Raw genomic sequence first — 25,551 nt, 5'->3', positions numbered from 1 at the left:
AGCTGAATAATAGGTTATCTTTGTAAAGTAAAATCGCATAAAAATTGAGTAAGGGAATCATTTCAAATTATAACTATTGTAATAGCCTCACGAGCTATTCTAGGAGGAAAACACGCGAAGTTTATATTGGTGAAATACCTTTGGGTGGTAACAACCCCATTCGTGTACAATCTATGACCACCGTTGATACCATGGATACCGAAGGAAGTATTCAACAGGTATTGCGAATGGTGGAAGCAGGTTGTGAATATGTTAGAATCACCGCCCCAAGTATTAAGGAGGCTCAAAATTTAGCTGAAATAAAAAAGGGGCTGGCTAAGCATGGATGCCATGTTCCATTGATTGCAGATATACATTTTACGCCTAATGCAGCCGAGCTTGCAGCAAAAATTGTAGAGAAGGTGCGTGTAAACCCTGGCAATTATGCCGATAAAAAGAAATTTGAAGAAATAGAATATACTGAGGAAAGCTATAATGCCGAATTAGCTAGAATCAGAGAGAAATTCACTCCGCTTGTTAAAATCTGTAAAGAGCATGGCACTGCTATGCGAATAGGAACGAACCATGGTTCACTTTCGGATAGAATAATGAGCCGATATGGTGATACACCACTTGGAATGGTTGAATCGGCACTAGAATTTTTAAGGATATGTGCAGATCATGACTATCATGACATTGTACTTTCCATGAAGGCGAGCAATACTCAGGTGATGGTTCAAGCTTATAGGTTATTGGTTAATAAGCTCGATGAAGAGGGTTTTGAGCCTTACCCATTGCATTTAGGTGTTACAGAAGCAGGTGATGGAGAAGATGGCAGAATTAAAAGTGCTGTTGGCATAGGTACCTTGCTCGAAGATGGTTTGGGAGACACAGTTCGGGTTTCATTAACAGAAGAGCCTGAAGCTGAAGCTCCGGTGGCTCAAATGATGGTAGATAGATACACCAATCGTGCGAATCATGATTTTATACCAGCCATAGAAAAGAACCCGATCAACCCTTTTGAATACAATAAAAGAGATTCTATTGAAGTGAGCAATGTTGGTGGAGGTAATGTGCCGCGCGTTATTGCTGATTTGTCAAATTGCAAAATAGAGTCATATAAAGATTTGGCAGCTATAGGTCACTTTTACTTGCCAGAACCTGATAAATGGCGAATGAATGACACAGGAGCTGATTTCGTTTATTCTGGTAGCAAGCCTATCTCATTTATGCTTCCCAACGGCTTAAAGGAAATTGTAGATTATACGTATTGGCAAAATCATGCCGATAGAAAAAACAAGTTGCCTTTGTTTACGAAAGATGAGTATCTAACTGCTGAAACGAAGCATGATACAATAAACTTCCTGTTGATTGATTCATTAGAATTGAGCAAAACACTCATCAATAAAATATCGATTGATCCTACTCTTGTTTTAATTCTTGAGACTAAGAATGACCATGCAATGGCAGCACTTAGAAGAGGGTTTTTCGACATGGTGAAGTGGGGTATTAACAACCCAGTGATTATCAAACGTACGTATGAGACTATTAAAGATGATGAACTACAGATTTATGCATCTACTGATATTGGGGGGTTATTGATTGATGGATTTGGTGATGGCGTGATGTTGGGCACAGCATTGTCGTCTCAAGACAGAGGTGAGGATGAGCAACTTGCCTTAGTTAAAAGATATAATTCAACGGCTTTTGGAATATTACAAGCCGCACGCACGCGAATGACCAAGACAGAATATATTTCTTGTCCATCATGCGGCAGAACGTTATTCGATCTGCAAGAAACTACAGCCATGATTCGTAAAAGAACAGATCACCTGAAAGGTGTAAAAATTGGTATTATGGGTTGTATTGTAAACGGCCCTGGAGAGATGGCTGATGCCGATTATGGCTATGTTGGATCGGGTAAAGGAAAGATCACTTTATACAAGGGCAAAGAGGTAGTAAAAAGAGGTGTTCCATCAGAAAATGCTGTGGATGAGCTCATTGAAATAATCAGAGCAGATGGTAATTGGATAGAATTAGAAGAGACTGAAAAAGTGTAATCATGGAAAAAGAAGAAAATAAATCAGAGGATAAAAATACATTGAAGGACTATTTCGCTTTGGGAGAAGTAGCCAATTATTTCTTTAGAAAGAAAGATCCAAACAGACCCACCAATTTCAATATCAAATCGATGCACGTTATTAATAAGATTTCGATGGGGATGTTTTTGATAGGTGTTATTTATTTGATTGTGAAAAATTTGTTTTAACAAACCCCCAATGAGGATGTCATGCCGACAAAGGAGACATCTTCCTAAGTAAGAACAACCAATTAAATTGGTAATCGCATTCTAACAAAGGAAAATCCCTCGTACCCTCGGGATGACCAATTCCTAATAGTATGTCATGCCGACAAAGGAGGCATCTTACTAAGTTAGAAAGACAGTACTCCATTCAGTATCGAATATTAATTAAGGAAGATTCCTCGTACCCTCGGGATGACCAAACCCTAATAGTATGTCATGCCGACAAAGGAGGCATCTTACTAAGTTAGAAAGACAGTACTCCATTCAGTATCGTATACTAACAAAGGAAAATCCCTCGTACCCTCGGGATGACCAATTCCTAATAGTATGTCATGCCGACAAAGGAGGCATCTTACTAAGTTAGAAAGACAGAACTCCATTGAGTATCGTATACTATAATTAAGCATAATCCCTCGTACCCTCGGGAGGACTTTTAAAAAACATTCCCCTTTACATTCAACGAAAAGTGCACTACATTTATCCTTACTTAACTAAAAGGATTACATGAACATCGAATTCTACAGAGAGTACTGCATCAAGAAACCGGGTGTTACAGAAAGCTTTCCTTTCGATAATAATACATTGGTTTTTAAAGTGATGAACAAAATGTTTGCTCTCTGTGATGTTGACCTTTTTACTGGGGTTAATTTAAAATGCGATCCAGAGAGAGCTATACAACTTAGAGAACAATATGATGCCATTATTCCAGGTTATCATATGAATAAAACCCACTGGAACACGGTGCAAATGGATGAAACCGTCCCTGATAAGTTATTCTTAGAGTTAATTGATCATTCCTACGAATTGATAGTAGAAAGCCTGCCCAAAAAAGCTCGTGAAGAATTAGCTGAATTAAGCTAGATGATGTTGATATGCGTATTTAATTAAGGCAACAAGGTTTGAACAGCCTGTTTTCTTTAGTATGTTTTTACGATGTGTTTCCACTGTTCGCTCACTGATAAAAAGTATTTCAGCAATTTGCTTCGTGCTATATTCCTTTACAATTAATCGCACTATTTCTTCTTCTCTTGGCGTTAGTGCACTATTTACTTCTTCATCAATATTCTGAATTAAAAGTTCTGCAATTTCATCACTCAGAAAACGCTTACCGCTTGTTACTTTATCCAAAGCATTCAAAATACTGTCATGTGTATCGCTCTTTAGTACATAACCGTCAACACCCTTTTTTAATAAGTCTTTTACAATGTGAGAATCATCATGCATGCTCAAGACAATAATTTTTAGTTCAGGCAAAACCGATTTTGCAATTTGAATGAGCTGACTCCCATCCATGCCTTGCATTTGGTAGTCTGTAACTAATATGTCGTAATCATTTGCCAACAGTAGTTCCCTGGCCTTTTCTGCTGAGTTGGATGTATCAGCCACTAAAAACAATTCAGATTGATTAATGAGGTTTTTGGTACCCTCAAGAAGAATCTGATGATCGTCAACGAGAAGAATGCGATACTTGTTCATGAGCTTTAAGTATTGAAGATATCGATTCTTAAATAGTTTCACAATGTAAGTTTTTATAAAACTATTGTATTCGATTTAATCAAAACATAAGTGCCAATTGGTAAATCGAAATACCTAGTTGACGGTATTTGGAGTTTGTGTAAGTGTTTTTCTGACTTTGTTTATAGGTATGATAATCAATACGGAATTCCCCTTTTTACCTTCATGAGTATTTAATTCTAAACTGCCGCCAATCAGGCTTAATCGAGTATTAATATTTCGCCAACCGTTACCTATACTGTTTACAAGTGAATTTTTATCGAAGCCCATTCCATCATCCTCAAGAGAAACGACTAATTCTTCCTCATGTCCCGTAATATCAATTTGAAAATATGTGGCATCGCTGTGTTTTAAACAGTTGCCTAAAAATTCCTGTATCAACCTGTAAATGGAAATTTGAGCTACATCATTGAGATCGGGTACATCAAGATGGTTAACTTTCACCTTTATACTTCCTGCCTTGTTTATTTTGATTGCCAATTCGCTTAAACCACTAATAAGGCCTTCTTTCACCAAAGCCTGTGGCATAAGGTTAAAGGCAATATTTCTTATTTCTGTATGTATGTCCTTCAACAAACTTTTAGAATTTTCATAAAGCTGATCTTGTTTTTCTGGCTCAGAGGTTGATTTAATCGATTGAATATTTACTTGTAAAGCAGCTATTAACTGTCCCATACCATCATGCAAATCAGCAGCAAAGCGTTTGCGCTCATTCTCTTGAGATTCCACAACAGCATTCATCTGGGCTTCTCGTAATCTTATTTTTTGCTCTTGTATGATCACTTCTCTTTTAATCTGTTCCCTTTTTCGTAATAAAGCAATCAGTATCAGAATAGCGACTAGAGAAACAACAAGTATGGTGATGAATAACCAGTTTCTCTGAATCTGCAGGTCTTTGGTTTCGAGTTGTGCTTGTTGTAGGGCAATTTGCTGTTCCTTCTTTTCGGTTTCATATTTTACTTCAATTTCAACAACCTGTTTGGATTTTTCCTTTTGATAAACGAAATCTTTAAGGGTATCGTAGGTTTCCATAGCCCATGAACCCAATTTATAGTCACCTTTTTTGAAGTAGTTTTTTGAAAGAATAAACAATGCCTTTGTTTGAAAATCGATAGCATTGATCTGTTGAGACTTTTCAAATGCCTGTGTTGCCAGCTGCAATGCCTCAGTAGTTTGGCCTTTATTGGTGTAATGTTGGGCGAGTAGCAAACTGACGTTTGTTATCTCATATTCATTATTATAAGCCTGATGTCCGTCCATTGCACTGATGTAGAATTTTTCTGCCATCTCAAAGTTGCTAAGGCTATCATAAGCAATGCCAATGTTTGATTGCACATAAGGAATATATCTATCATAACCGAGGCGCTTGTAACCCTCCAAAGTTGATGTGCAATACATAATGGATTCCTCAAACTGTTTGAGTTGAATTAGCAGACTGCCGATGTTTCCTTTAGTAACTATTTGGCTAAACTCCGAACCCAGATCCTCATAAATTTTGAGCGCACGTTCATAGTATTCAAATGATTTTTCGAATTCTTTTTGTTTTTTATAAACAATCCCGATGTTGCCTAATACCATGGCTACATTGAATTTCTGATCGCGATGTAATTCATAAATGCGTAGCGCTTCAAAATAATTTTCGAGAGATTCAGGATATTTTGATTGCTGGTCGTAGACCAAGCCTAGGTTATTGTGAGCACCGGCAAGGCCCAGTGTATCGTTAAGTTCGAGTTTAATATTCAGCACATCTCTGAACAATAGTAATGCACTATCTAGTTTACCTACAGCCTCGTAATTATTAGCAAGGCTATTTAAGGATTGAGAAATTGCAGCCTTCGATTTCTGCTCGCGAGCTATTGCCAGTGCTTGGTTAGCAAATATGAAGGCACTATCCATATCATAATTTCGATAGTACCACGCCAGCTCATTCAAAGACTTAACCTTATCTATCGGCTCCTGCGAGGTTAAAACAGTTTTTAAACTGTCAACCTCTTTTTGTTGGCAAAATGTGGCCTTATGAATGAGAAGGGCTAAAAGGCAGAGAAATAATCGCTTCATGATGATAAATAAACCCATAAGAAACTAAAAAAGGAATTATCTACCTAGTAGTAGGTAGTAAAATTTACCAAGCTTTAGGGATTGAGATGAAGGCGGCATTTAACAATCTTACAATAAAAAAAGCTATGAAAAACATATTGTTACCTACTGTGCTGTTAGTGTGTTTTGCCATCAGTTTACAGGCCCAATCCATCGATGACAAAAGCTATTCTATTTCAGCCATCAAATCGCAGAAAATGGCTGAAGCACCTAAGAAAGTGTTTATAAAAACATTCAAAATCTATTATCAACTTATTGCTGAAGCTGAGGAGAAAGTTTACGGAGGGAGACAATTTGGGGGTGGATCCTATACAGGTGATGCTACAGCGCGTATGGCAGTAGGTGTAGAAGGGTTAGATCCGGAAGATTTACAGCAACTCACTAATGATGTTTACAACGACTACATCGCCAACCTTGAAAAATTGGGTTTGCAAGTACTCACTGCCAAAGATGTAGAAACAGAGTTTTTTGAAGAATGGGAAAGAATTGATGGGCCACATATGAATCAGGAACAATTGGAAGGTAGCTTAATGGTAGTACCTGAAGGATTCTCTTATTACGTAAAAAAGATCACCAAAAAAGGAAAAGAAAAAACGGGGGGCTTTATGTCTGGGGTTACGAATATTAATGGTTCGACTGTATCGGAATTTGCTACCTCTGCTTATGGACCGATTCCAAAACTATCATCTGAATTAGAGGATGCAATAGTTGTTGAAGTAGCTCTGAATGTTCCAAGCATTTATCTGGATCCTAAATCGAAATTAGGAACTGCCAAAATCAAAGGAGGTGCCTATTTAAGGTTGGAGCAAGGAAAGGCCAGTTACATTTCCGGTAAATTAGGAAAGCCCGGTGTAGCCTCCCCTAATACCATGGTTGAAATGATGTTATCTAAAGCTATTCAGATAAATGGAGTTTTTCCCGCCAGTGATTTTAAAGTAGTAGCTACAAAAAGCAGAACTACAGTACCAAGTTATGCACCATTCTTCACCGTAGAAGATAAAACTGTGGAATTGACCAACGTAATTGAATGTGATGCTGAAGTTTATAAAAGTAAAGTAAGTGAGGTAGCTAAAGAGTTTCTTGCTCTTTCCGTGAACAAGTTAAACGAAGGTATGCAGGGAGAAAAAGTGAAATAATTTATTGATTTATAAGGCTTTGTTTATTACTTTTTTAGATTAAATCGTTGGTTTTGAGGTCTATTCTATATCTATTGCTTACTTCAGGGTGTTTGTTGTGTGGAGATTTTGTGCACGCACAACAAGCACCAATACTATTAAATTTTGATGGTTCCCCTAAAGAATTGGCATTAGATGAAAATGAAAAACTATTACTGGTTAATGGTGATTTCAAGGTTATTTATCTTGTCGATTTGAAAACTCAGCAGGCAAACCCTATTCCTATAAGTGATTTCTTTTCACTCAAAGCTGCCCGACAATCAGGTGATAAAGTCTATTTTGAACTGGGTGATGATCTGGATAAAGTTGGAGAAATTAATTTGGTCACCAAGACCTTCACCAAATCTGATTGGCCGGCACAAGCTACTAATCTCACGTATAATCGCCTTCTTATTGATGTTGGCAGCAATCGCTATAAAATATTTGATGGTAAGCTGACTATTATCGACAAAAACCTGATTAAAAAACCAGAAGTTGTTACTCAACCTGTGGTAAAGGAACCTGCAGTGGTGGCTGTAAAAGAAGGTGCTATGGACACTGTTGCATTAAAGAAGAAGTATCTGGCTAGTGACGATTTCAATACCAATTTTACCTTGATTTATGAGGAATTGGTACAAACCAAGAAGTTTAAAGAAGCGGAATTTCTATATGAAAAATTAGCCAAGGATTTCACCAAAATCACCAATGTGTATACGCAATTGGCATGGTGTAACATGTTTTTGAATAAGTGGGATGATGCGAATAAATATGTTCAGTATGCTGATTTATCTAACCCCGGAGATTTATCAGTGGCAGCGATCAAATCTTATATAGCGGCCGCTAAAGGTGATTTTGAATCAATGAATAAATTGATACGCTTCATTGCATTCACTGATGTACAGGCCAGTTCCTACGACTATCTCTTGTTAGACATTAAAGATTTGCTGGATTATAAAATTCTGACTCAAGAAAACGGAAATAAGTATAAAACAGCATTAAAAACAGCGTATGACTCAAGAAGTAAAGTCTATGATGAGGCCATGGCAGTTCTTAATTCGAGTATGGATGCTTACGGTAAAGGTGATTATAAAACGGTTCTGAAAAAATATCGACAAGCACAGGAAATCATTTCAACCAAAGCTCCGCAAGAATTTAAGTACTTAGAAACAATCGTGACATGGAATGCCGCCAGTTTACTCATTTATTCAAATGAAAACCACCCTGAAGTCGACTACAGAGCTGTCTTTGAAAACAACTTTAAAACAGCCTTTAAATACGATCTTGAAAATGCCCGATTAAAGTTTAATGCGGGTTGGTGGTATGCCATTTACCTAAAAGGCTACAATGATTTTGCTACTGCTGAAAACGTCCTCATGAAATCAATGCCTTATGCAGAGAAGTTACCTAGTATGGTTTTCGGTGACGATGTGGGCGAAATGATGAATCTATACTGTCAGACCTTGCTACAACAGGATAAGGTTAGCCAGCTACAGACGTGGGGAAAGAAATTATATGATAATCCATCGCTCCGATTTGAATATCAATATGATATTAACGGGCTTAACTATCAGGGTATGAGCTACATGGATAGTGACAAGCAAAAGGCGGATAGCAAGTTTAAAGAAGCACTCAAATACGCGGAAGAGGTAGGGTTCAAAGACACTGAAATTGAAGTGAAGTCGAACATGGCTACCAACTACTACTTCATGAATAGAAAGTCGGAGGCATATTCGTTGTATAATGAGATAATAGCCTATTACCGGGGTAAGAAAAATTACCAGCAACTGGAAGTAACACTAAATAATACTGCAGCTTTTTACCTTGGAGATAAGAACTATGCTAAAGCAGCTAGCCTATTTGAGGAGGCCATAAGCACTTTGGAATATATGCGCTCAACAGCTGAAGGTGATAATGAAGAGGGCAATGTGTTGTTTTTACAAAGAGTGATTTCTGCTTACCAGTTTATGGCTATTTGCTATGCAGAATTAAATAGGCCCGATAAACTTTTCGAAACCCAAAACTTAATGACTGCGCGTGTTTTAGCTGAAAGTATTGGTCGTTATGATCAGAAGATTGTGCCTAAAAATGTCTCATACGCACAGTTTCAATCAAGTTTAGCACCAGATGAAGCCGCTATATTCTACACCAACACAAAAGCTGGAGAAGTAGTGATCCATGCTGTCACCAATTCGACATCCAAAGCCACAGTTGTCGATAAAACGGCCTATTGGGTGGCACTAAAGAAGAAGTGGCTGGATAGATTTCATAGAAAGGATCCTCCGGGAAGTAGCTATAAGCCCGTGCGCTATGATCCTTCTAAAACACTTTCAACACAACTCAATCCTTCTGATATGGACGAGCACATGGATTTAATCCGAGGGGTTGTTGACCAGAGCATTCCTACAGGAGATGATGTTCAAAAAGTAATTTTTCAGGAATACTTAGGAGGGTATTACGATTGGCTAATCAAGCCAGTAATTTCTGTAATCGGTTCCAAAAAGAGATTAATCATATTTCCAGATGGTGTATTGAATTTCCTTCCTTTTGATGCTCTAATTGATGAAAATGGAAAGTATTTAGCTCAAAGGTTCGAGATTAAGTTTAGTCCCTCAGCACAGGTGCGAGAATTACTTAGAAACAGGCAGTATTCCCCGAATAGAAAACCATTTTTAGCCATGGGTGGCGCCATCTATGAAAAAATGGAAGAACCACCGGTTGAATTATCTGATGAAACCAAATACTTGGAATTGGCTATAGAAGCAAGAGAAAATGCTGAAAAGGGAGCTCCACAGAGACAGGTGTATGCCTCCATTTTCAAAAGCAAGATGAATTACCTGCCAGGTACACTACAAGAAGTGAAAAATCTAAGCGGCATATTCTCTAATGCTGAAGTCTACACTGGTGAGCAGATGACTGAGGCCTTTATTAAGAATCTCTCCAATTCAGGTAAACTTAAAGACTATCGTGTAATTCATTTGGCCACACACGGTTTTGCAATTCCCCAATTTCCCCAGTTATCAGGGGTTGCCATGTGTATTTTCCCCACTATGCGCAATAATCAGGATGGCTATTTAACCGCACCAGAGATTGCTCAATTGGAGATGAATGCTGATCTGGTCGTGCTTTCAGCTTGCGAAACTGCTCTAGGCAAAATTTATGGTGGTGAAGGTGTTTCCGGCCTAATGCAATCGCTGCTTATCGGTGGTGCAAATCGGGCATTGGTCACACTTTGGCCGGTAAGCGATCAGGGTACCATGTATTTTATGACTGGTCTGTATACACTCACAGAAAAGGAGGGTAAGAGCTATGAAGAGGCCATCAACATTATGAAAAATAGATTTATTAACGGAGAGTTTGGAGAGGTGTTTAAAGCACCCCAATTCTGGGCTCCCTATGTACAATATGGACTTTAAGAATATGAAAAAATTGGCGGTGATAATTACAGTGCTTTTACTATTTGGCGGAATTAATATCTCGCAGGCTCAAACCAAGGATTGCGAAGAAACAATCTATGATAAAGGGCATGAAAAAAATATTAAAAAATTGAGAAAGAAGTGGGAAGGACAAAAATTTATTGTTCTTCAAAAGAAATGGGGTGGATCTTCCTATTCTTCTAAATACACGAATACAAAACATTATAATTATAAAAATATTTGTGGCACGGATTACTATTTAGCTGTTTCATATAGTGGTCAGGGATTGGATGCCTGGGTCTCCAATATTCAATACATACCTTATAACAATATTCCTAAATAGCATGAGGAAAGGGCTGATTTTATTAACCATTTCATATTTGTGGCCTTTATTTTGTAATGCGCAGCAAATTTTTTTTCGTGAAGACTTTGATGACAATTACAACGAATGGAAATACATAAAAGAGGCCGAAAATTACCTTGGTGCAATACAGGATGGTCATTTGATATGGGAAAGTAAAAATCCTCAATCAGGGTATGTAATAGATAAGCAAATAGGCCTTAATGAATTAAAAAACTGGCAGTTAGATGCCGTAATCTCGAGAACGAAAGGTGATAAAAGAATTAATCTGCTTTTTGGCGGGGAGGATTATAAGAAATTATACTACTTCGGTTATGATGAAAGTTCTGCAACCATCGTGTTGGATCAGGGGGAGAACAATTTAGAAATTCAGGATTGGACAACAGTGCCATATATTGATGAAGAGGGGGCAAATAAACTATCAGTCATTCAATATGAAGATCATTGGTATTTTGTCATCAACGATGTTCTCTTCAAGAAATTCAGGAAACTGCCGATTTACGGTGGGAATGTAGGGTTTAGCAATTATGGCAGTGGAGGTTTAAAGGTTGATTATGTACAGTTGAAACAATTGAACTCATTACCTCAATTCCTCGAAGTTGAAGAAAAGCTTATGCAGGGGATAGCTATGAACGAAACTTTTGATCATGATGCCGGCCTCTGGATTGTGGAACAAAATGAAAAATTCGCCAAGAAAGTAGTTAACGGACGATTTGACATCGAGATACTTAATGAATCAACACATGTCTTTGATGTTCCCACTGCAATTCCTGCACATGCCAGCTATGTAATAGAGGCTGAATTCAAATATGAAAGTGGGGCATCGAATAAAGCCTACGGATTCAATTTCGCCATGAATAATGCCAACGACAAATACTACCGGTTTTCCATTTCAGCCAACGGCTCTTACTTGCTCAATCATAAGAACGGCCAAACGTTTACGAGCCCCATTGGCTGGACCAAGTCAGATGCCATAAATATCAACGGAAGCAATATTATCAGAATTTATAAGATTGCTAATGAGGCTTACTTGTTTTTAAATGATCAGCATGTGATTACTATTAATGACTTTACCGTGTACGGAAATAGATTGGGCTATTTAGTAAGTAAAGAATGTCATATAAGCTCCGACTACATAACTATCAACTATTTATCAGACGACTTCAAAGTAAAGGGCTTAAACAAGGACGCACAAACTTTTAAAGCACCAAAAGAAGCTATTGATTATTTTAATGTAGAATATACACCCATAGCCAGAGTTGAGTGCGATAAAAGCGAAATGGAAAAGGACAAAAAGAAATGGATGAAACAATGGGTGGGTAAATCCAGTGACGACATTAAAAGAGCATGGGGTAAGCCATTGCCAACGCAATCATTGATTAGAAACGACTTTTACTATAAGTATAAAGAAGTCTGCGGGGAAGAGTATTACATCTGGGTTCACTTTACTATTCCTGATGGCATAATTATCCAAAATGTAGATTTTGTACTTGCCAGAACCATTTCGTTGAAGAATTGATAAAAGTTAATATTAAAAAGAGTCAATTATTAGCTGTAATTATCACCATTGCAGTAGCTGCGCCACTTACATTGTGGGGTATTTATGGTATTGGTCAGTATGGCATGGCCTTATTTATTATCACTCCTTTTTTTATTGGTTTAAGTAGTGCTCTTATATTAGGAAGGTGGGAAAAGCTAACTCCTAATAAGTCTCGTAAGATTGGTTTTCTTACACTTTTGATTTTCACTGCAGGACTAGTACTATTTGCCATTGAAGGTCTTATTTGTATTGCTATGGCCGTACCGCCTGCTTTACTGCTGACATGGTTGGGTAGTTTTTTGGCCAATTATCTAACGAATAAAAGCAACCGAAATGTTGCTATAATTTATGTCCTAGTTGGACTTTTGATACCATGTACAGCATTTTTAGAACGAAATAAGAAGCCAGAAGTACTTCCAGTTGTAACTAGCATTATCATCAGTGCAAGTCCGGAAGTAGTTTGGAAAAATGTTATTGAATTTCCTGATTTAGAACCACCTCGAGAATTTCTATTTAAGGCAGGTATATCTTATCCAATAAATGCCAGAATTGAAGGCCATGGTGTGGGTGCTATTCGTTATTGTAATTTCAACACAGGAAGTTTTGTGGAGCCTATAACCATATGGGAAAAGCCAAAATTATTGGCGTTTGATGTAAAAGAACAACCCAAACCTATGACCGAATTGAGCTTTTGGGATATCGATGCCCCACACTTGCAAGATTATTTTGTAGCAAAGAAAGGGCAGTTTAAGCTTACGCCCTTACCTAATGGAAAGACAGAATTAGAAGGAACAACTTGGTATGTACAAAAAATCTACCCTGGATTTTACTGGAATATTTGGAGTAATTCGATTATTCATGCGATCCATGACAGAGTTTTAGCTCACATAAAGAAAGAATCTGAGAGGAACTAACTAATTAATCCAGTAAACAGATTAATTAAACAATGCACTACACGAGTGACTAAAGCCTTATTTGAGGTAAAAAGTCATGAAAAAATTATTAGTCCCTGCATTTCTACTGATCACTACATTCTCAAACGGACAAGATCAAAAAGTTCAAGATTTAGATTTTCTCATAGGTACATGGGAAATTACCTTTGATATTTATGACACTCACCATCCTGAAAAGGGTATTATTTTCTCAGAAATAGGAAGGCAAGAGTGCTATTATGACCTTGAGCACAACGGTGAACCAAGATTCATTACCTGTAAAGGTAAAGTAGCTCGGGAAGATGGACGTGAACGCACATTTCAAGAGTCTATTCGATATGGCAATTTTTCAGGTACGTTTGAGCGTGTTGGTATTTTTAGCAATTGGCCAGCAACCAGTGAGGAGCTGTTATTTTATCATGAAGCTGAGAGGAGATTCGAAATTCGTGGTGAATTAGGTGTTCAGGATAATATGCTTGAGCGGTATGAAGATATTTACCAGTTTAATGAAGATTATACATCTTATGAACGAAAAAATGTGGCCAATTTTTCTAACATGCCAGTTACGGAATATAATGTTACTCTCATGGGTACGGGTAAGAAAATAAAATAATTATTAAATAATTAATTAAAATCTTAACATTCCTTGAACGGAGTGGCAATCGTAGTATTTTAGTGACCTCAATTCAACCAAACTACTACTATGCGTTACTATTTGCTACTCCCAATTTTACTTTTTCTGGCCTCATGCGGTAAAGATTCACCTACAGAAGGTGTTCAAATTGACCCCGCTTTTACAGGCTATATCTCAGCTTTTACCTCAGGAACTGTTTCCAATCAGAGCACGATACAAATTCGTTTTCGTGAGAATGTCTCAGCTGCAATTGTTGGTGAGGAGGTAGATTCCGATCTCTTTGAAATAGTGCCGGAAATAAAAGGTAAAGCACATTGGGTGTCAGAAAATACTATTGAATTCACTCCTGAAAAAACACTTCCTTCTAATAAACTATTTGAAGTGCGCTTTGAACTTGGAGATGTCATTGAAGTACCAGAAAAACTTAAGGTTCTGGTTTTTCAATTTCAGACAATTGAACAACGTATTAGTATCAATTTCGAAGGATTAGAAGCCTACAATAAAAAAGATTTAAGCTGGCAAAGACTCAATGGCAATCTCATTACTTCCGATTTTGCATTGGAAGAGCAGGTAGAGCAATCACTATCTGCTACACAGGCTGGCAAAAAAGTAAAGCTCAAATGGGATCACTCCGTAGATGGTCGCACGCATAATTTTAGAATTGATAGTGTCTCAAGAGGCAAGACTGTGAATCAGGTGGTTCTTGTATGGGACGGCAAACCAATGGATTCCGACTCGAAAGGAGAACGTGTGGTAGAAGTGCCACCATTGGGAGATTTCAGCGTGATGGAGATGCGTTTAACTCAACAACCAGATCAATTTATCACCCTTTATTTCTCCGATCCTCTGGATAGCAAGCAGGAACTAAATGGCCTCATTTATCTCAAATCAGGTGATAAAGTGCGCTTTTCAGTAGATAATAATACCGTAAAGGTTTATCCGGTTAACAGGCTTACTGCAGAAACTGATATCATCGTAAATCGCGGAGTTAAAAACTCCATGGGCTATCAGCTTAAAGCAGAGTTTACAAAAAAAGTAAAATTTTCGAACATTAAGCCAGATGTCAAATTACTGGGCGATGGCATCATTCTCCCCAGCACAGATGGTTTAGTACTGCCCTTCAAGGCGGTTAATTTGAGCGGTTTGAATGTCAAAATCATCAAAATTTTTGAAGACAATATCACCCAATTCTTTCAGGTAAACCAGTTTGATGGTACCCGTGAATTAAAGCGTGTGGGTCGCTTGGTTTATAAAGAGTCGGTTGATTTACAATCTCTTGGTTCAGTCGATTTCGGAACTTGGAATACGTTTGGTCTCGATCTATCCAAGATCATTAATGTTGAACCCGGGGCCATTTATAGAGTCTCATTGAGTTTCGATATTAATCAGTCATTATACCCATGTGCAGGTAATTCTGTGGAAGAAGGAGAAGTAGATTTTCTGTTAGATGATCCTGAGATGGATGCCTACGATCAGGTTGATGGGTATTACTATTACGATGATTATTACTACGATGACTACTACTATTATAATGATGGCTATGATTATAATGAGCGTGATAATCCTTGTCACCCTTCGTATTACATGCGCAATCAGCATGTGGTTACCCGAAACGTATTTGCCTCTGATCTAGGCATTATTGCTAAAAAAGGAGAGGGCTCACAGGTAGTTGTGGCCGTTTCGGATATCAGAACGGCCCTAACGATGGAGGGTGTCTCTGTAGAGCTGCTCAACCTGCAAGGTCAGATAATCGGCAGTGGCACAACAGACGCCAACGGATTAGCAAAAATTAATGCCGAAGGTAAGCCATTCATGTTGGCTGCCAGAAAAGGTCTTCAGGTTGGTTATCTCAAAATGGACGATGGTTCTGCCTTATCGCAAAGCATGTTTGACGTTTCCGGTAGCGAAGTAAGGAAAGGACTTAAAGGTTTTATCTATGGTGATCGTGGGGTATGGCGCCCGGGTGATTCATTATATGTGGCGTTTATGTTAGAAGATGCACTTAACGTGATTCCAAATGGTCATCCGATTGTGATGGAACTGTATACTCCTGAAAATCAGCTATATAAAAGAAAGGTAAAAACGAAGGCGGTAAAAGGAATCTATGATTTCAGAACTGTTACAGAGCAAGATGCACCTACTGGTAATTGGCTTGCCAAAGTGAAAGTAGGAGGGGCTTCTTTCACCAAAACTCTGAGAATTGAAACTGTTAAACCTAATAGACTTAAAATAAACCTGAAATACGAGGATGAAATCTTAAGAAATAAAAAATCAACCTCAGGTAATTTGGAACTCAAGTGGTTGCATGGAGCAATTGCTAAGAACCTGAAGGCCGATATAGAGGTAACCTTGGACAAAGGTCAGCATCCTTTCAAAAAATTCAACAACTATGTTTTCCACGATCCATCTAAAGACTTTGATGCAGAAACGCAATTCATTTTTGATGGTAAGGTAAATGAACAGGGAGTTGCTAGTGTTCCTACAAACATTAATGTAAACTCAAATACACCGGGCATTTTGCAAGCCAACTTCAAAATAAGAGCTTATGAGCAGGGAGGTGATTTTAGTGTGGATAGATTCAGTATGCCTTTTTCACCATATACTTCTTACGTAGGGGTAAAAGTTCCTGAAGGACAAGGTTGGAGAAGTGCCCTTTATTCCAATGAAGCTAATCTTATTCCGATTGTTACCCTAGATGAAACTGGTAATCCGGTTTCCCGATCAGGATTGAAGGTGGAGGTATATGAAATTGGTTGGCGCTGGTGGTGGCAGCGCAATGAGTCAGAAGATTTGGCGAGTTATATCCGCAGTAATTCCCGAAACAGGCTCATTTCAGATGAAATAAGTACTGGTGCAGATGGTAAGGCCATGTATGAGTTGAACTTCAAGAACAACACTTGGGGACGGAAGCTTATTAAAGTGACAGATCCTGTCTCAGGGCATAGTACAGGTCAGATTTTTTACACCTCTTATAGAGGCTATTGGTCAGCAGGTAGTGCAGGACCGGGCGGTGCCGAGATGTTAACTTTTAGAACCAATAAAGAAACCTACAATGTTGGTGAGCAAGTAGAAATAACATTACCTGCCGGAGAGCAAGGTCGAGCGCTTATTAGTCTGGAAACAGGCTCAGAAGTGGTAGATGCTTTCTGGGTGGAATCCACGGGTAAAGAGTCGAAATATACCTTCGAAGTGACCGATAAAATGGCACCTAATGTCTTCGTTCATGTATCGTATGTGCAGCCCCATAACTTAAAATCCAATGACAGACCCATACGTTTGTATGGCATTCAATCAATTGGGGTAGAAGACCCGGCAACGCACCTGATGCCAGTAATTAATATGCCTGATGTGCTTGAGCCTGAGTCTAAATACACCATCGAAGTGAGCGAAAAGGAGGGTAAAGAAATGGCCTATACTATCGCAGTGGTTGATGACGGTCTGCTAGATTTAACACGTTTCAAAACACCTAACCCTTGGGATCATTTTTATAGCAAAGAAGCTCTTGGAATCAAAACTTGGGACATGTATAAGTATGTGATGGGTGCTTATGCTGGTGAACTAGCTGGTTTATTAGCTATCGGTGGTGATGAAGAACTAAATGCTGGAGGCGATGGTAAAAAGGCCAATCGATTTAAGCCTGTAGTTAGTTATCTGGGGCCATTTTATTTGAAGTCAGGACAAAAGAAAAAGCACACCCTCGAAATGCCTAATTATATCGGGTCTGTGCGAGCGATGGTTGTTGCAGGTTCTGAGTTTGCCTATGGCAATGCACAAAAAACCATTCCGGTTAAAAAGCCGCTGATGGTATTGAGCACCTTACCAAGAGTAGTAGGGCCGAACGAAACCATCGATGTGCCAGTCACCATTTTTGCCATGGATAAGAAAATTAAAAATGTGAGAGCAGAAATTCAGGCCAATGAGCTATTCGAAATTGTTGGTAGCGATAAGCAAACTACCCGTTTTAGTGAAGAAGGTGAGCAAACAGTTTACTTTAAGCTGAAAGCCAAAGAAGCGATTGGCATAGGTAAGGTGGAGGTTGTAGTTTCCTCATCAGGAGAGCGTGCAAGCCATGAAACTGAGCTTGATGTACGCATTGCTAACCCACCAGTAACTGTTGTTCAGGATGCAGCTCTGGAGCCAGGCAAATCATGGAGCACCACTTATGAGGCATTAGGTGTTTTAGGAACCAATGAGGCTACACTTGAATTTTCAAAAATACCGTCCATTAATCTGGGTGAACGCATTGAGTATCTGATCAGGTATCCACATGGTTGCATCGAGCAGACTACTTCATCTGTATTTCCACAGTTGCATCTGGCTAAACTTATGGATTTAACCGAGAAGCAAAAGCAGGAAACGGAAGATAACATCCGGGCAGGTATCAATCGTCTGAAAAATTTCCAATTGTCAGATGGTAGTTTTGCCTACTGGCCGGGTAATCTGGATTATTCTGAATGGGGAACTTCTTATGCTGGCCATTTCTTGCTCGAAGCGGAGGCTGCTGGATATTCTCTGCCTTATAACTTTAAAAAATCATGGATCAAATTCCAGACTGGATTGGCTAATAACTGGATGCGTACGCAGAGTCAGTACAGCTATTTGATGCAGGCTTACAGACTTTACACACTGGCTTTAGCTGGTAGTCCGGCACTAGGAGCCATGAATAGAATGAAAGAAGTTCCGAATTTGAGCACTGCAGCCAAATGGAGACTGGCAGCAGCTTATGTACTGGCGGGCAAGGAACGTGTAGCTAAAGAGATTGTATCCAATACATCCACGTATGTTGAAAAATACAATGAACTAGGTTACACTTATGGAAGCAGTCTGCGAGATCAGGCGATGATTCTGGAAACGCTGGTTCTCCTCAAAGATTTTACGAATGCGAAATCTGTGTTGGATGAAATTGTAGATCAATTTGGTAAAAGGCAGTGGTATAGTACTCAAACTGTTTCTTATACATTGATTGCAATTTCCAAACTCCTTGGTACTGATGCAGATAACAAAGAAATGAATTTCAGCTACACGATCAACGGTGGTGGTAAACAGACCGAAAAAACGTCTAATGCCATATCAAGCAAGGAGTTAGAGTTCTCAAATAATAAGGTTTCAGTGACCAATAATGGTAATGGGATGTTATTTGTGCGACTTTCAAATAGTGGTACCCCGTTAGAAAGTGATCTCATCGATCAGGAAAATAACCTGAACATGACGGTAAAATACACCAATATGAATGGTGCCCCTATTGATGTGACCCGATTAGAACAAGGTACGGATTTCATAGCAGAAGTTACGGTGAGTCATCCGGGCTTACGAGCTAGATACGATGAAATGGCGCTGACTCAGATTTTCCCTTCGGGATGGGAGATCAGAAACTTGAGAATGGATTTGAACACTGCCATTAATACGGGAGATGTACCTGAATATCAGGACATCCGTGATGACCGTGTAATGACTTATTTTGATATAGTGAAAGGCGATTCAAAAACATTCCGGATCATTCTCAACGCGGCTTATACGGGTAGTTATTACTTAGCAGCTACGCATTGCGGTGCGATGTATGATGATAATATCAGCGCATACAAAGCAGGCAAATGGGTTGAAGTAGTTAAAGCTGAATAGATTGAAAATGTACATCAAATATGCTGGCTGGGTCTTACTGGGTGCATTGGTCATCTGGTTCTACTTTTGTCTGCCTAAGCCGCTGTTTGATGTACCTTACAGCATTGCTGTTGTAGATGCTAATCATAAACTATTAGGTGCTTCAACCGCTCAAGACGGGCAGTGGAGGTTGCCTTTAAGCGATTCAATTCCTAATAAATTTGAGAAAGCATTACTTCATTTTGAAGATGAATATTTCTATTGGCATTTAGGTATTAACCCGGTTTCAATAGGGAAAGCACTTATCCAGAATATTGAATCTGGCGAAGTGGTCAGAGGTGGAAGCACGCTTTCCATGCAGGTAATCAGATTGTCGAGAAATAGTCCCCCCAGAACATATTCCGAAAAAATCTATGAAATGATTCTTGCTATTCGTCTGGAGTTGGGCTACAGTAAGAAGGAAATTTTAGGATTGTATTCAGCTCATGCGCCATTTGGTGGCAATGTTGTTGGTTTAGAGGCAGCATCATGGAGGTATTATGGCAGGCCGGCACATTTACTATCATGGGGTGAGGCTGCCACACTTGCAGTTTTGCCGAATGCTCCGGGGCTTATTTACCCCGGCAGAAATCAACAAACATTACGAAACAAGCGAAACCGTTTACTTGACAAATTGGTTGAAAAAGGAATTTTGGATCAACTAGATGCAGAATTGGCTCAAACTGAACCGTTACCGGGTAAGCCTAAAGCTCTACCCAACGAAGCGCCACATTTACTTACACATTATAAAATAAAGTACCCGAAAGGGCAAACGCGCTATTTTAAAACTACGCTTTCACAAGTTACACAGCAAAAGGTTAACCGTATCGTGCAGCGGCATGCCAATGAGCTGCGAAGTAATCATATCTACAATGCAGCAGTGTTAGTAGTTGAGACCAAAACAGGAAATATTATTTCCTATGTAGGAAATACACACGACCCAAAAAATGCCCACGAAAATGCAGTTGATATTATCAAATCAAGGAGAAGTTCAGGAAGTACTCTAAAGCCATTTTTATATGAGCGCATGCTGGCTTCTGGTCAACTGATGCCCAAAATGCTTCTCCCAGATGTTCCAACTTACTTTTCAGGGTATTCACCCCAAAACTTCGATGAGAAGTATGATGGAGCAGTTGCAGCGGATCAGGCACTGGCCAGATCTCTGAATGTTCCTGCAGTACGGATGCTTCAGAACTATGGAGTAGAAATATTTCATCAAGACCTGCAGGAAATCGGCCTGCAAACTATTGACAGAAGTGCATGGGATTATGGTTTATCCTTGATCTTAGGTGGGGCAGAAATCACACTGAAAGATTTGGTTGCTTCGTACAGAAAACTGGCTTTGAGCGCTATGTATCCTATTAATCAGCCAAATGATTTGACAGAAATTCATTTTGATCAAAACACCATCAATCTTAAAAAAAGTAAGTTTAACTCAACGGCCTCATGGCTTACTCTAGAAGCGCTGAAAGACATGGAGAGACCGGTAGAAGGTGAGAACTGGAAACAGTTTGAATCGAACAAGACCATTGCTTGGAAAACAGGTACCAGCTTTGGCCATCGTGATGCGTGGGCAGTTGGTGTTACTCCAGAGTATATTGTAGGAGTTTGGGTAGGTAATGCTGATGGCGAAGGCAGACCTGGCATGACGGGTGCTTCAACAGCCGCACCATTGATGTTCAAAGTGCATAAATTATTACCAAGCCGCAGCTGGTTTAATCAACCAGAGACCGATATTCTTAAAATGACTGTTTGCAAGCAATCTGGCTATCTGCCCTCGCAATATTGCAAAGATTTGGTAACTCAATATACAACAATGCAGGCCGAAAATAGCGGCACTTGTCCGTATCATACTATGGTAAACCTAGATGAAACGAAAACCTATAGAGTGAATGCTGACTGTTATCGGGTTACAGATGCCGAGCAACAAAGTTGGTTTGTATTACCCTCCATCATGGAAAGGTTTTATAAGCGTAAAAACCCTTTTTACAAGGAACTGCCACCTTATCTGGATGGCTGTCTGGCTGATCGAAATCTGATAGATATCGTTTATCCACATCCGAATGCCAAGTTATTTATACCCAGAGACCTTAGCGGTGAAAAGCAGCGCATCGTCATGGATGCAGCCACCAATGCGGAAAATGCGACTATTTTCTGGCATTTGAATGAAGAGTTTCTCGGTTCCACAGACTCCGAACATCAAATGGAAGTATTGCTCGCGCAAGGCGATTATACATTGACAATTGTCTCGAATACAGGCGAATCATTATCTAGGAAGTTTAGTGTGGTTGATAATTAAAAAAAGAACGTCATGCCGACAGAGGAGGCCTGGAAAACTCTTAAAAGCAGGTCATGCCGACAAAGGAGGCATCTTACTAAGAAAGTACAACAAATGAATTATGATTACGAATCTCATTTAGAAAGATCCCTCGCTTACTCGGGATGACTATCAGAAATAGAGTGCCGACAAACCAAGGCTTATGTTTAGAACTTATTCATTCTCAGTTACTTTCATTTATTTAGAAATTCCTTTAAGTATTGATTTTTTGGAGTTAATTTTAAAGTTTGACCAAAAACATGCGAAAATTGTACATTTTTACGTTGTAGAGGTGTAAAATTTTCGACTGAATCACAGGATGATCAGAATGAAGCAATATATAGTTGGTATTATTATCTTCTTAGTGGCTGCCTCGTGCAGTACCGAGAGGATGATCTGTCCTGCATATCAAAGTGCTTTCATTCATGATAAAGCCACTCTGGAGAAGAAATTCAGCTATTTTGGTGAAGACTCACTTCCCAAAATTTTAGAGGCCAGCAAGGACAAGCACTTACTCATAGACCCTGTTACTTACCGCAAGAAATTGAGGAGCCTGCAAACTGTGGCCATGACAGATGTCTACCCTCAAAAACCTGATTCAGTCGAGTTTGATGACGATTTATCTTCAGAATTAATGCTGGCCGAAAGGGATGTGAAGGAGGGTGATTTATACAATGAAGAAGATTTGCTTAAAGAAATGCCCGAGGAAGGCACCTCTAACGAGATTGCCGCATCGCAAGACTCTGTATATGTTATTAGTTTAAAGAAAGAGAAATTTAACATTGATCAGGAGCTTTATTTATGGTATTTAAGAAAGTTCTTGGTATATCCAGATGTTAAACTTCAGATGGAATCTGAGATGGAGGCGTCAGGTCAAACTGCCAAAGAAGAAAAGCAAGGCTTCTTTAAAAGACTTTTTGGCGGCAAGAAGAAAGATAAGAATGATTTAAATGAAGAAACATCTGCTACAGAGCTAGAAGAAGAGGATGGTAAGAAAAAGAAGAAATTCTCATTATTTGGCAAAAAAAATAAGGATAAAGATAGCAATGAGACCGATGAAGAAAGTACTCCAGAACCTGTTGAGGAGGAGGACCCTACCGATGGTGATGAAGACTTTTAAAATTCTATGAAGAAGAAACTTTTACTCATCTTTTTACTTTCAGCTTTTTACTTTACATCCATTCAGGCGCAAAACTTCAGAGCCTATATCATTGCAGGTTTTAACGTTTCACAAATTGAGGGCGATGAGCTTTCAGGTTACAATAAGGCGGGGCTAATTTTTGGTGGCGCTACTAACTTCAAGCTTGATGAAAAATGGTCTTTTCAGCAGGAGATTGTGTATTACCAAAGAGGTAGCCGAGCCACGGATGAAGAACTGGAAGCCGATGATTTTACCAAACTAAGAGTAGATTATATAGATATTTCAATACTGCCAGTCTATCATATAGATGAAAAATGGAGCGTTATTGGAGGCCTGGGTTATGGATTTTTCATTGATGTTGTATCAGACCTCAATGCAGAAAGATCAGTTTTTGAAAACGACCTGTTCTTTGCTCTTGGTCCACAATATCAATTGAGTTATAAACTTCTAGCTTCTATTAGACTGCAATTTTCAACAATCACAGTCTTAGACTTTCAGGATGCTTATAATAACAGCATCAACTTTACAATCAGATATAAATTATAAGAAAGGAATTAAGCCACTCGCTCTTTGCCGGCTTCCATCACCGCATAATGCTGAATTGACTTATAATCAGATTCTTTCAAAGTATCTTCCGCTTTACCTGTTTGCTCTGGGGTAAACTCGCCTTCATTTTCCCACCATTGCTGGGCATTTTTTCTTGATTCACTCTTATCTACATCAAAAAGATGGATGTAAGAATCAGAAACCATCCAAGGTTTTTCTACTGTGCTATGCTTCTCAAAGATCATCTGGCGCATTTTGGTAGCCATTTCATCGTTGCTTTTAAAGTGAGATACTGTGTATGACATTGTTTCTGGTTCAGTCATTACATTGTCCCAGAATTTTTTTGATGATACGACTTGCGCTGTTGTTAGAAGATACCCAAACCCTTTTTCTACAGGTTCTTTGCTGATATCGCAGCTGGCTTTAAATTGTTTCTTTTTTTTACCGAATAATGATGAGATAAATGACATGTTGTTCTGTGTTTGAGTTTGTGACCTGTTATTTTTACGTCAAAGGTAACCAATGGTTGCAAATTACTGTTCATTTTCGGACTCAACATGGAATTTCTCATACTGAGTAAGGAAATCCTCCAACCGAGCTGCTGGAATCTTCTTTGCTATGATCTTTTTCTTATCGTCAAGTACATAGATGGTTGGAGTTGTGTTGGCATCGTAAGAGTTGTGATAGGAGCCGGTAGCAGTTCGCGGACCGTTTACCGTTATCCATTTCATCCCCATTTTGTTGATGTAGTTTTCCATTTTAACCATCGAAGTATCGGCACTTACAGCAAAAATTTCTACATCATATTTAGTGGTATTATAGAAGTCTGCCAAAACAGGAGTTTCTTTTTTACAATGCCCACAATCGGGGTCGAAGAAGTAGATTACAGTATATTTATTTGGAATAGCGTAGAGCGATTTCATTTGTTTATTCTTATCCATCATCACCATATTGGCCGCTTTGTTACCTATCAAGCTTAGTCTTAATTGATCAGCCCTTTCTTTTAAGTTCTTTTTCAGCTGTGCATTTGCCCAAAAGTCCATTTCTCCAGACTCAAAGTACTTGTCTATCAGTTCAACAAATACTTTGTCAAGACCCATAATTGTAGGGTTCTGATAAAGTAGCGTAACCGTCCATATAAAATATTTGTAAGTATCTTGAGTGGCTTTCGCCTCTTTTGCCAATAGCTCGACCTGCTTAAGGATTGAATCAGGTTGTGGAATTATTAGGCGATTAAAAAAGTTCTCAACTTTTTCTTTATAAACTGGGCGTCCTAATCTTAACATGGCAGGGTCTCCAAGGTCGAAGTTATTCCAGTAATTTTTCTTTAGATATTTATAACCAAACTCAGTTGGGTCTTCTCCTTCAGGAGTTTCAGGAATGTCAGTTCTTCTATTCGCTAAAAATATTTTTGAGATTAATAAATCAGGGTGTTCTTCAATTATTTTATCCTGATGCGCTACTACCTTGTCGTTAATTTTATCTAATTCAGCTCTTGCTAATTGAGTTTCTTGTTCTGAAGAGAGTGAATCCTGAACTATTTTAACAAAAGGCGAAGCTTCTTTATTTCTTTCAGCGTTAAACTTCATATCATCTATGAACAGCTGATTGCTGATATCACCTTCTACGCTTAAGTTGGTGACGTAATCATCTGTAGAGGTGCTAATTTTGAATTGCTTGTTCTTGTCAACAAGAAAATCAAATAATCTGGTTTTATTCAAAACGAGAAAATACATACCCGATTCCAGATCTCGATTGCCATCAAAAGTAAACTCACCTTTGCTATTCACTCGAGCAGTATCTTTCAAATAAGTGCTCTCACCAAAATAGTTACCCAGATACACGGTGGTGTCTGCTAATCCCTTAACCTTAAAATCAAGCTTGTATTTTTGAGCAAATACCGCATTGAAAGAACAGATTATGGTGATAATTAAAAAAATGTTTTTCATCTATATGCTGTATATCGATTTATTAAACTGG

The 25,551-nt window shown here is 38.8% G+C and carries 17 protein-coding genes; 13 read left to right on the top strand and 4 right to left on the bottom strand.

Features of this window, described 5'->3' with window-relative positions; translation table 11 throughout:
• The first annotated feature begins 44 nt into the window (after positions 1-44).
• The 3 genes from ispG to JR347_RS16085 all read left to right on the top strand — a co-directional run bounded on the left by ispG (position 45) and on the right by JR347_RS16085 (position 3,145).
• Complete coding sequence (ispG, locus tag JR347_RS16095) at positions 45-2,039, top strand: (E)-4-hydroxy-3-methylbut-2-enyl-diphosphate synthase (protein WP_205721607.1); 1,995 nt, start codon at positions 45-47, stop codon at positions 2,037-2,039.
• Between the two features lie 2 nt (positions 2,040-2,041).
• A complete protein-coding gene (locus JR347_RS16090) occupies positions 2,042-2,248 on the top strand; it encodes a DUF6728 family protein (RefSeq protein ID WP_205721606.1) in 207 nt (68 codons plus the stop codon).
• A 540-nt stretch (positions 2,249-2,788) separates the two neighbouring features.
• On the top strand, positions 2,789-3,145 hold the full coding sequence (locus tag JR347_RS16085) for an MmcQ/YjbR family DNA-binding protein (RefSeq protein ID WP_205721605.1): 357 nt from the start codon (positions 2,789-2,791) through the stop codon (positions 3,143-3,145).
• On the opposite strand, the gene JR347_RS16080 is transcribed toward JR347_RS16085, so the two are convergent.
• The gene (locus JR347_RS16080; RefSeq protein WP_205721604.1) at positions 3,137-3,760 is read right to left on the bottom strand and encodes a response regulator; all 624 of its coding nucleotides are present in this window, start codon (positions 3,758-3,760) and stop codon (positions 3,137-3,139) included. The genes JR347_RS16085 and JR347_RS16080 overlap by 9 nt on opposite strands.
• A gap of 114 nt (positions 3,761-3,874) precedes the next feature.
• Positions 3,875-5,857 (bottom strand): tetratricopeptide repeat-containing sensor histidine kinase, encoded by a 1,983-nt coding sequence (locus tag JR347_RS16075; RefSeq protein ID WP_205721603.1) that lies wholly within the window; start codon positions 5,855-5,857, stop codon positions 3,875-3,877.
• 125 nt (positions 5,858-5,982) lie between these two features.
• Between JR347_RS16075 and JR347_RS16070 the strand changes: the two genes are divergently transcribed.
• The 10 genes from JR347_RS16070 to JR347_RS16025 all read left to right on the top strand — a co-directional run bounded on the left by JR347_RS16070 (position 5,983) and on the right by JR347_RS16025 (position 23,571).
• On the top strand, positions 5,983-7,032 hold the full coding sequence (locus JR347_RS16070) for a hypothetical protein (RefSeq protein WP_205721602.1): 1,050 nt from the start codon (positions 5,983-5,985) through the stop codon (positions 7,030-7,032).
• Positions 7,033-7,085: 53 nt separating this feature from the next.
• Positions 7,086-10,463 (top strand): CHAT domain-containing protein, encoded by a 3,378-nt coding sequence (locus tag JR347_RS16065; protein ID WP_205721601.1) that lies wholly within the window; start codon positions 7,086-7,088, stop codon positions 10,461-10,463.
• A 4-nt stretch (positions 10,464-10,467) separates the two neighbouring features.
• Positions 10,468-10,806 carry a hypothetical protein gene (locus tag JR347_RS16060; RefSeq protein WP_205721600.1) on the top strand — a complete coding sequence of 113 codons (339 nt, stop codon included), beginning with the start codon at positions 10,468-10,470 and terminating at the stop codon, positions 10,804-10,806.
• Between the two features lies 1 nt (position 10,807).
• Complete coding sequence (locus tag JR347_RS16055) at positions 10,808-12,343, top strand: hypothetical protein (RefSeq protein WP_205721599.1); 1,536 nt, start codon at positions 10,808-10,810, stop codon at positions 12,341-12,343.
• On the top strand, positions 12,340-13,278 hold the full coding sequence (locus JR347_RS16050) for an SRPBCC family protein (protein ID WP_235689698.1): 939 nt from the start codon (positions 12,340-12,342) through the stop codon (positions 13,276-13,278). The genes JR347_RS16055 and JR347_RS16050 overlap by 4 nt, the downstream gene beginning before the upstream one ends.
• 76 nt (positions 13,279-13,354) lie before the next feature.
• Positions 13,355-13,909 carry a hypothetical protein gene (locus JR347_RS16045; protein ID WP_205721598.1) on the top strand — a complete coding sequence of 185 codons (555 nt, stop codon included), beginning with the start codon at positions 13,355-13,357 and terminating at the stop codon, positions 13,907-13,909.
• A gap of 90 nt (positions 13,910-13,999) precedes the next feature.
• Positions 14,000-19,549 carry an alpha-2-macroglobulin family protein gene (locus tag JR347_RS16040; protein WP_205721597.1) on the top strand — a complete coding sequence of 1,850 codons (5,550 nt, stop codon included), beginning with the start codon at positions 14,000-14,002 and terminating at the stop codon, positions 19,547-19,549.
• Between the two features lie 7 nt (positions 19,550-19,556).
• Positions 19,557-21,866 (top strand): penicillin-binding protein 1C, encoded by a 2,310-nt coding sequence (gene pbpC / locus JR347_RS16035; RefSeq protein WP_205721596.1) that lies wholly within the window; start codon positions 19,557-19,559, stop codon positions 21,864-21,866.
• 346 nt (positions 21,867-22,212) lie between these two features.
• Entirely contained in the window at positions 22,213-23,004 is a 792-nt protein-coding gene (locus JR347_RS16030) for a hypothetical protein (protein ID WP_205721595.1), read from the top strand.
• A 6-nt stretch (positions 23,005-23,010) separates the two neighbouring features.
• The gene (locus tag JR347_RS16025; RefSeq protein ID WP_205721594.1) at positions 23,011-23,571 is read left to right on the top strand and encodes an outer membrane beta-barrel protein; all 561 of its coding nucleotides are present in this window, start codon (positions 23,011-23,013) and stop codon (positions 23,569-23,571) included.
• 8 nt (positions 23,572-23,579) lie between these two features.
• Here JR347_RS16025 and JR347_RS16020 read toward each other — a convergent pair whose 3' ends face one another.
• Both JR347_RS16020 and JR347_RS16015 read right to left on the bottom strand, forming a co-directional pair.
• Entirely contained in the window at positions 23,580-24,041 is a 462-nt protein-coding gene (locus JR347_RS16020) for a hypothetical protein (protein ID WP_205721593.1), read from the bottom strand.
• Between the two features lie 63 nt (positions 24,042-24,104).
• Complete coding sequence (locus JR347_RS16015; RefSeq protein ID WP_205721592.1) at positions 24,105-25,520, bottom strand: thioredoxin-like domain-containing protein; 1,416 nt, start codon at positions 25,518-25,520, stop codon at positions 24,105-24,107.
• Positions 25,521-25,551 lie beyond the last annotated feature (31 nt).

The sequence above is a fragment of the Fulvivirga lutea genome (assembly GCF_017068455.1).
Taxonomy (GTDB): domain Bacteria; phylum Bacteroidota; class Bacteroidia; order Cytophagales; family Cyclobacteriaceae; genus Fulvivirga; species Fulvivirga lutea.
This window is presented reverse-complemented; position numbering and strand designations above follow the sequence as displayed.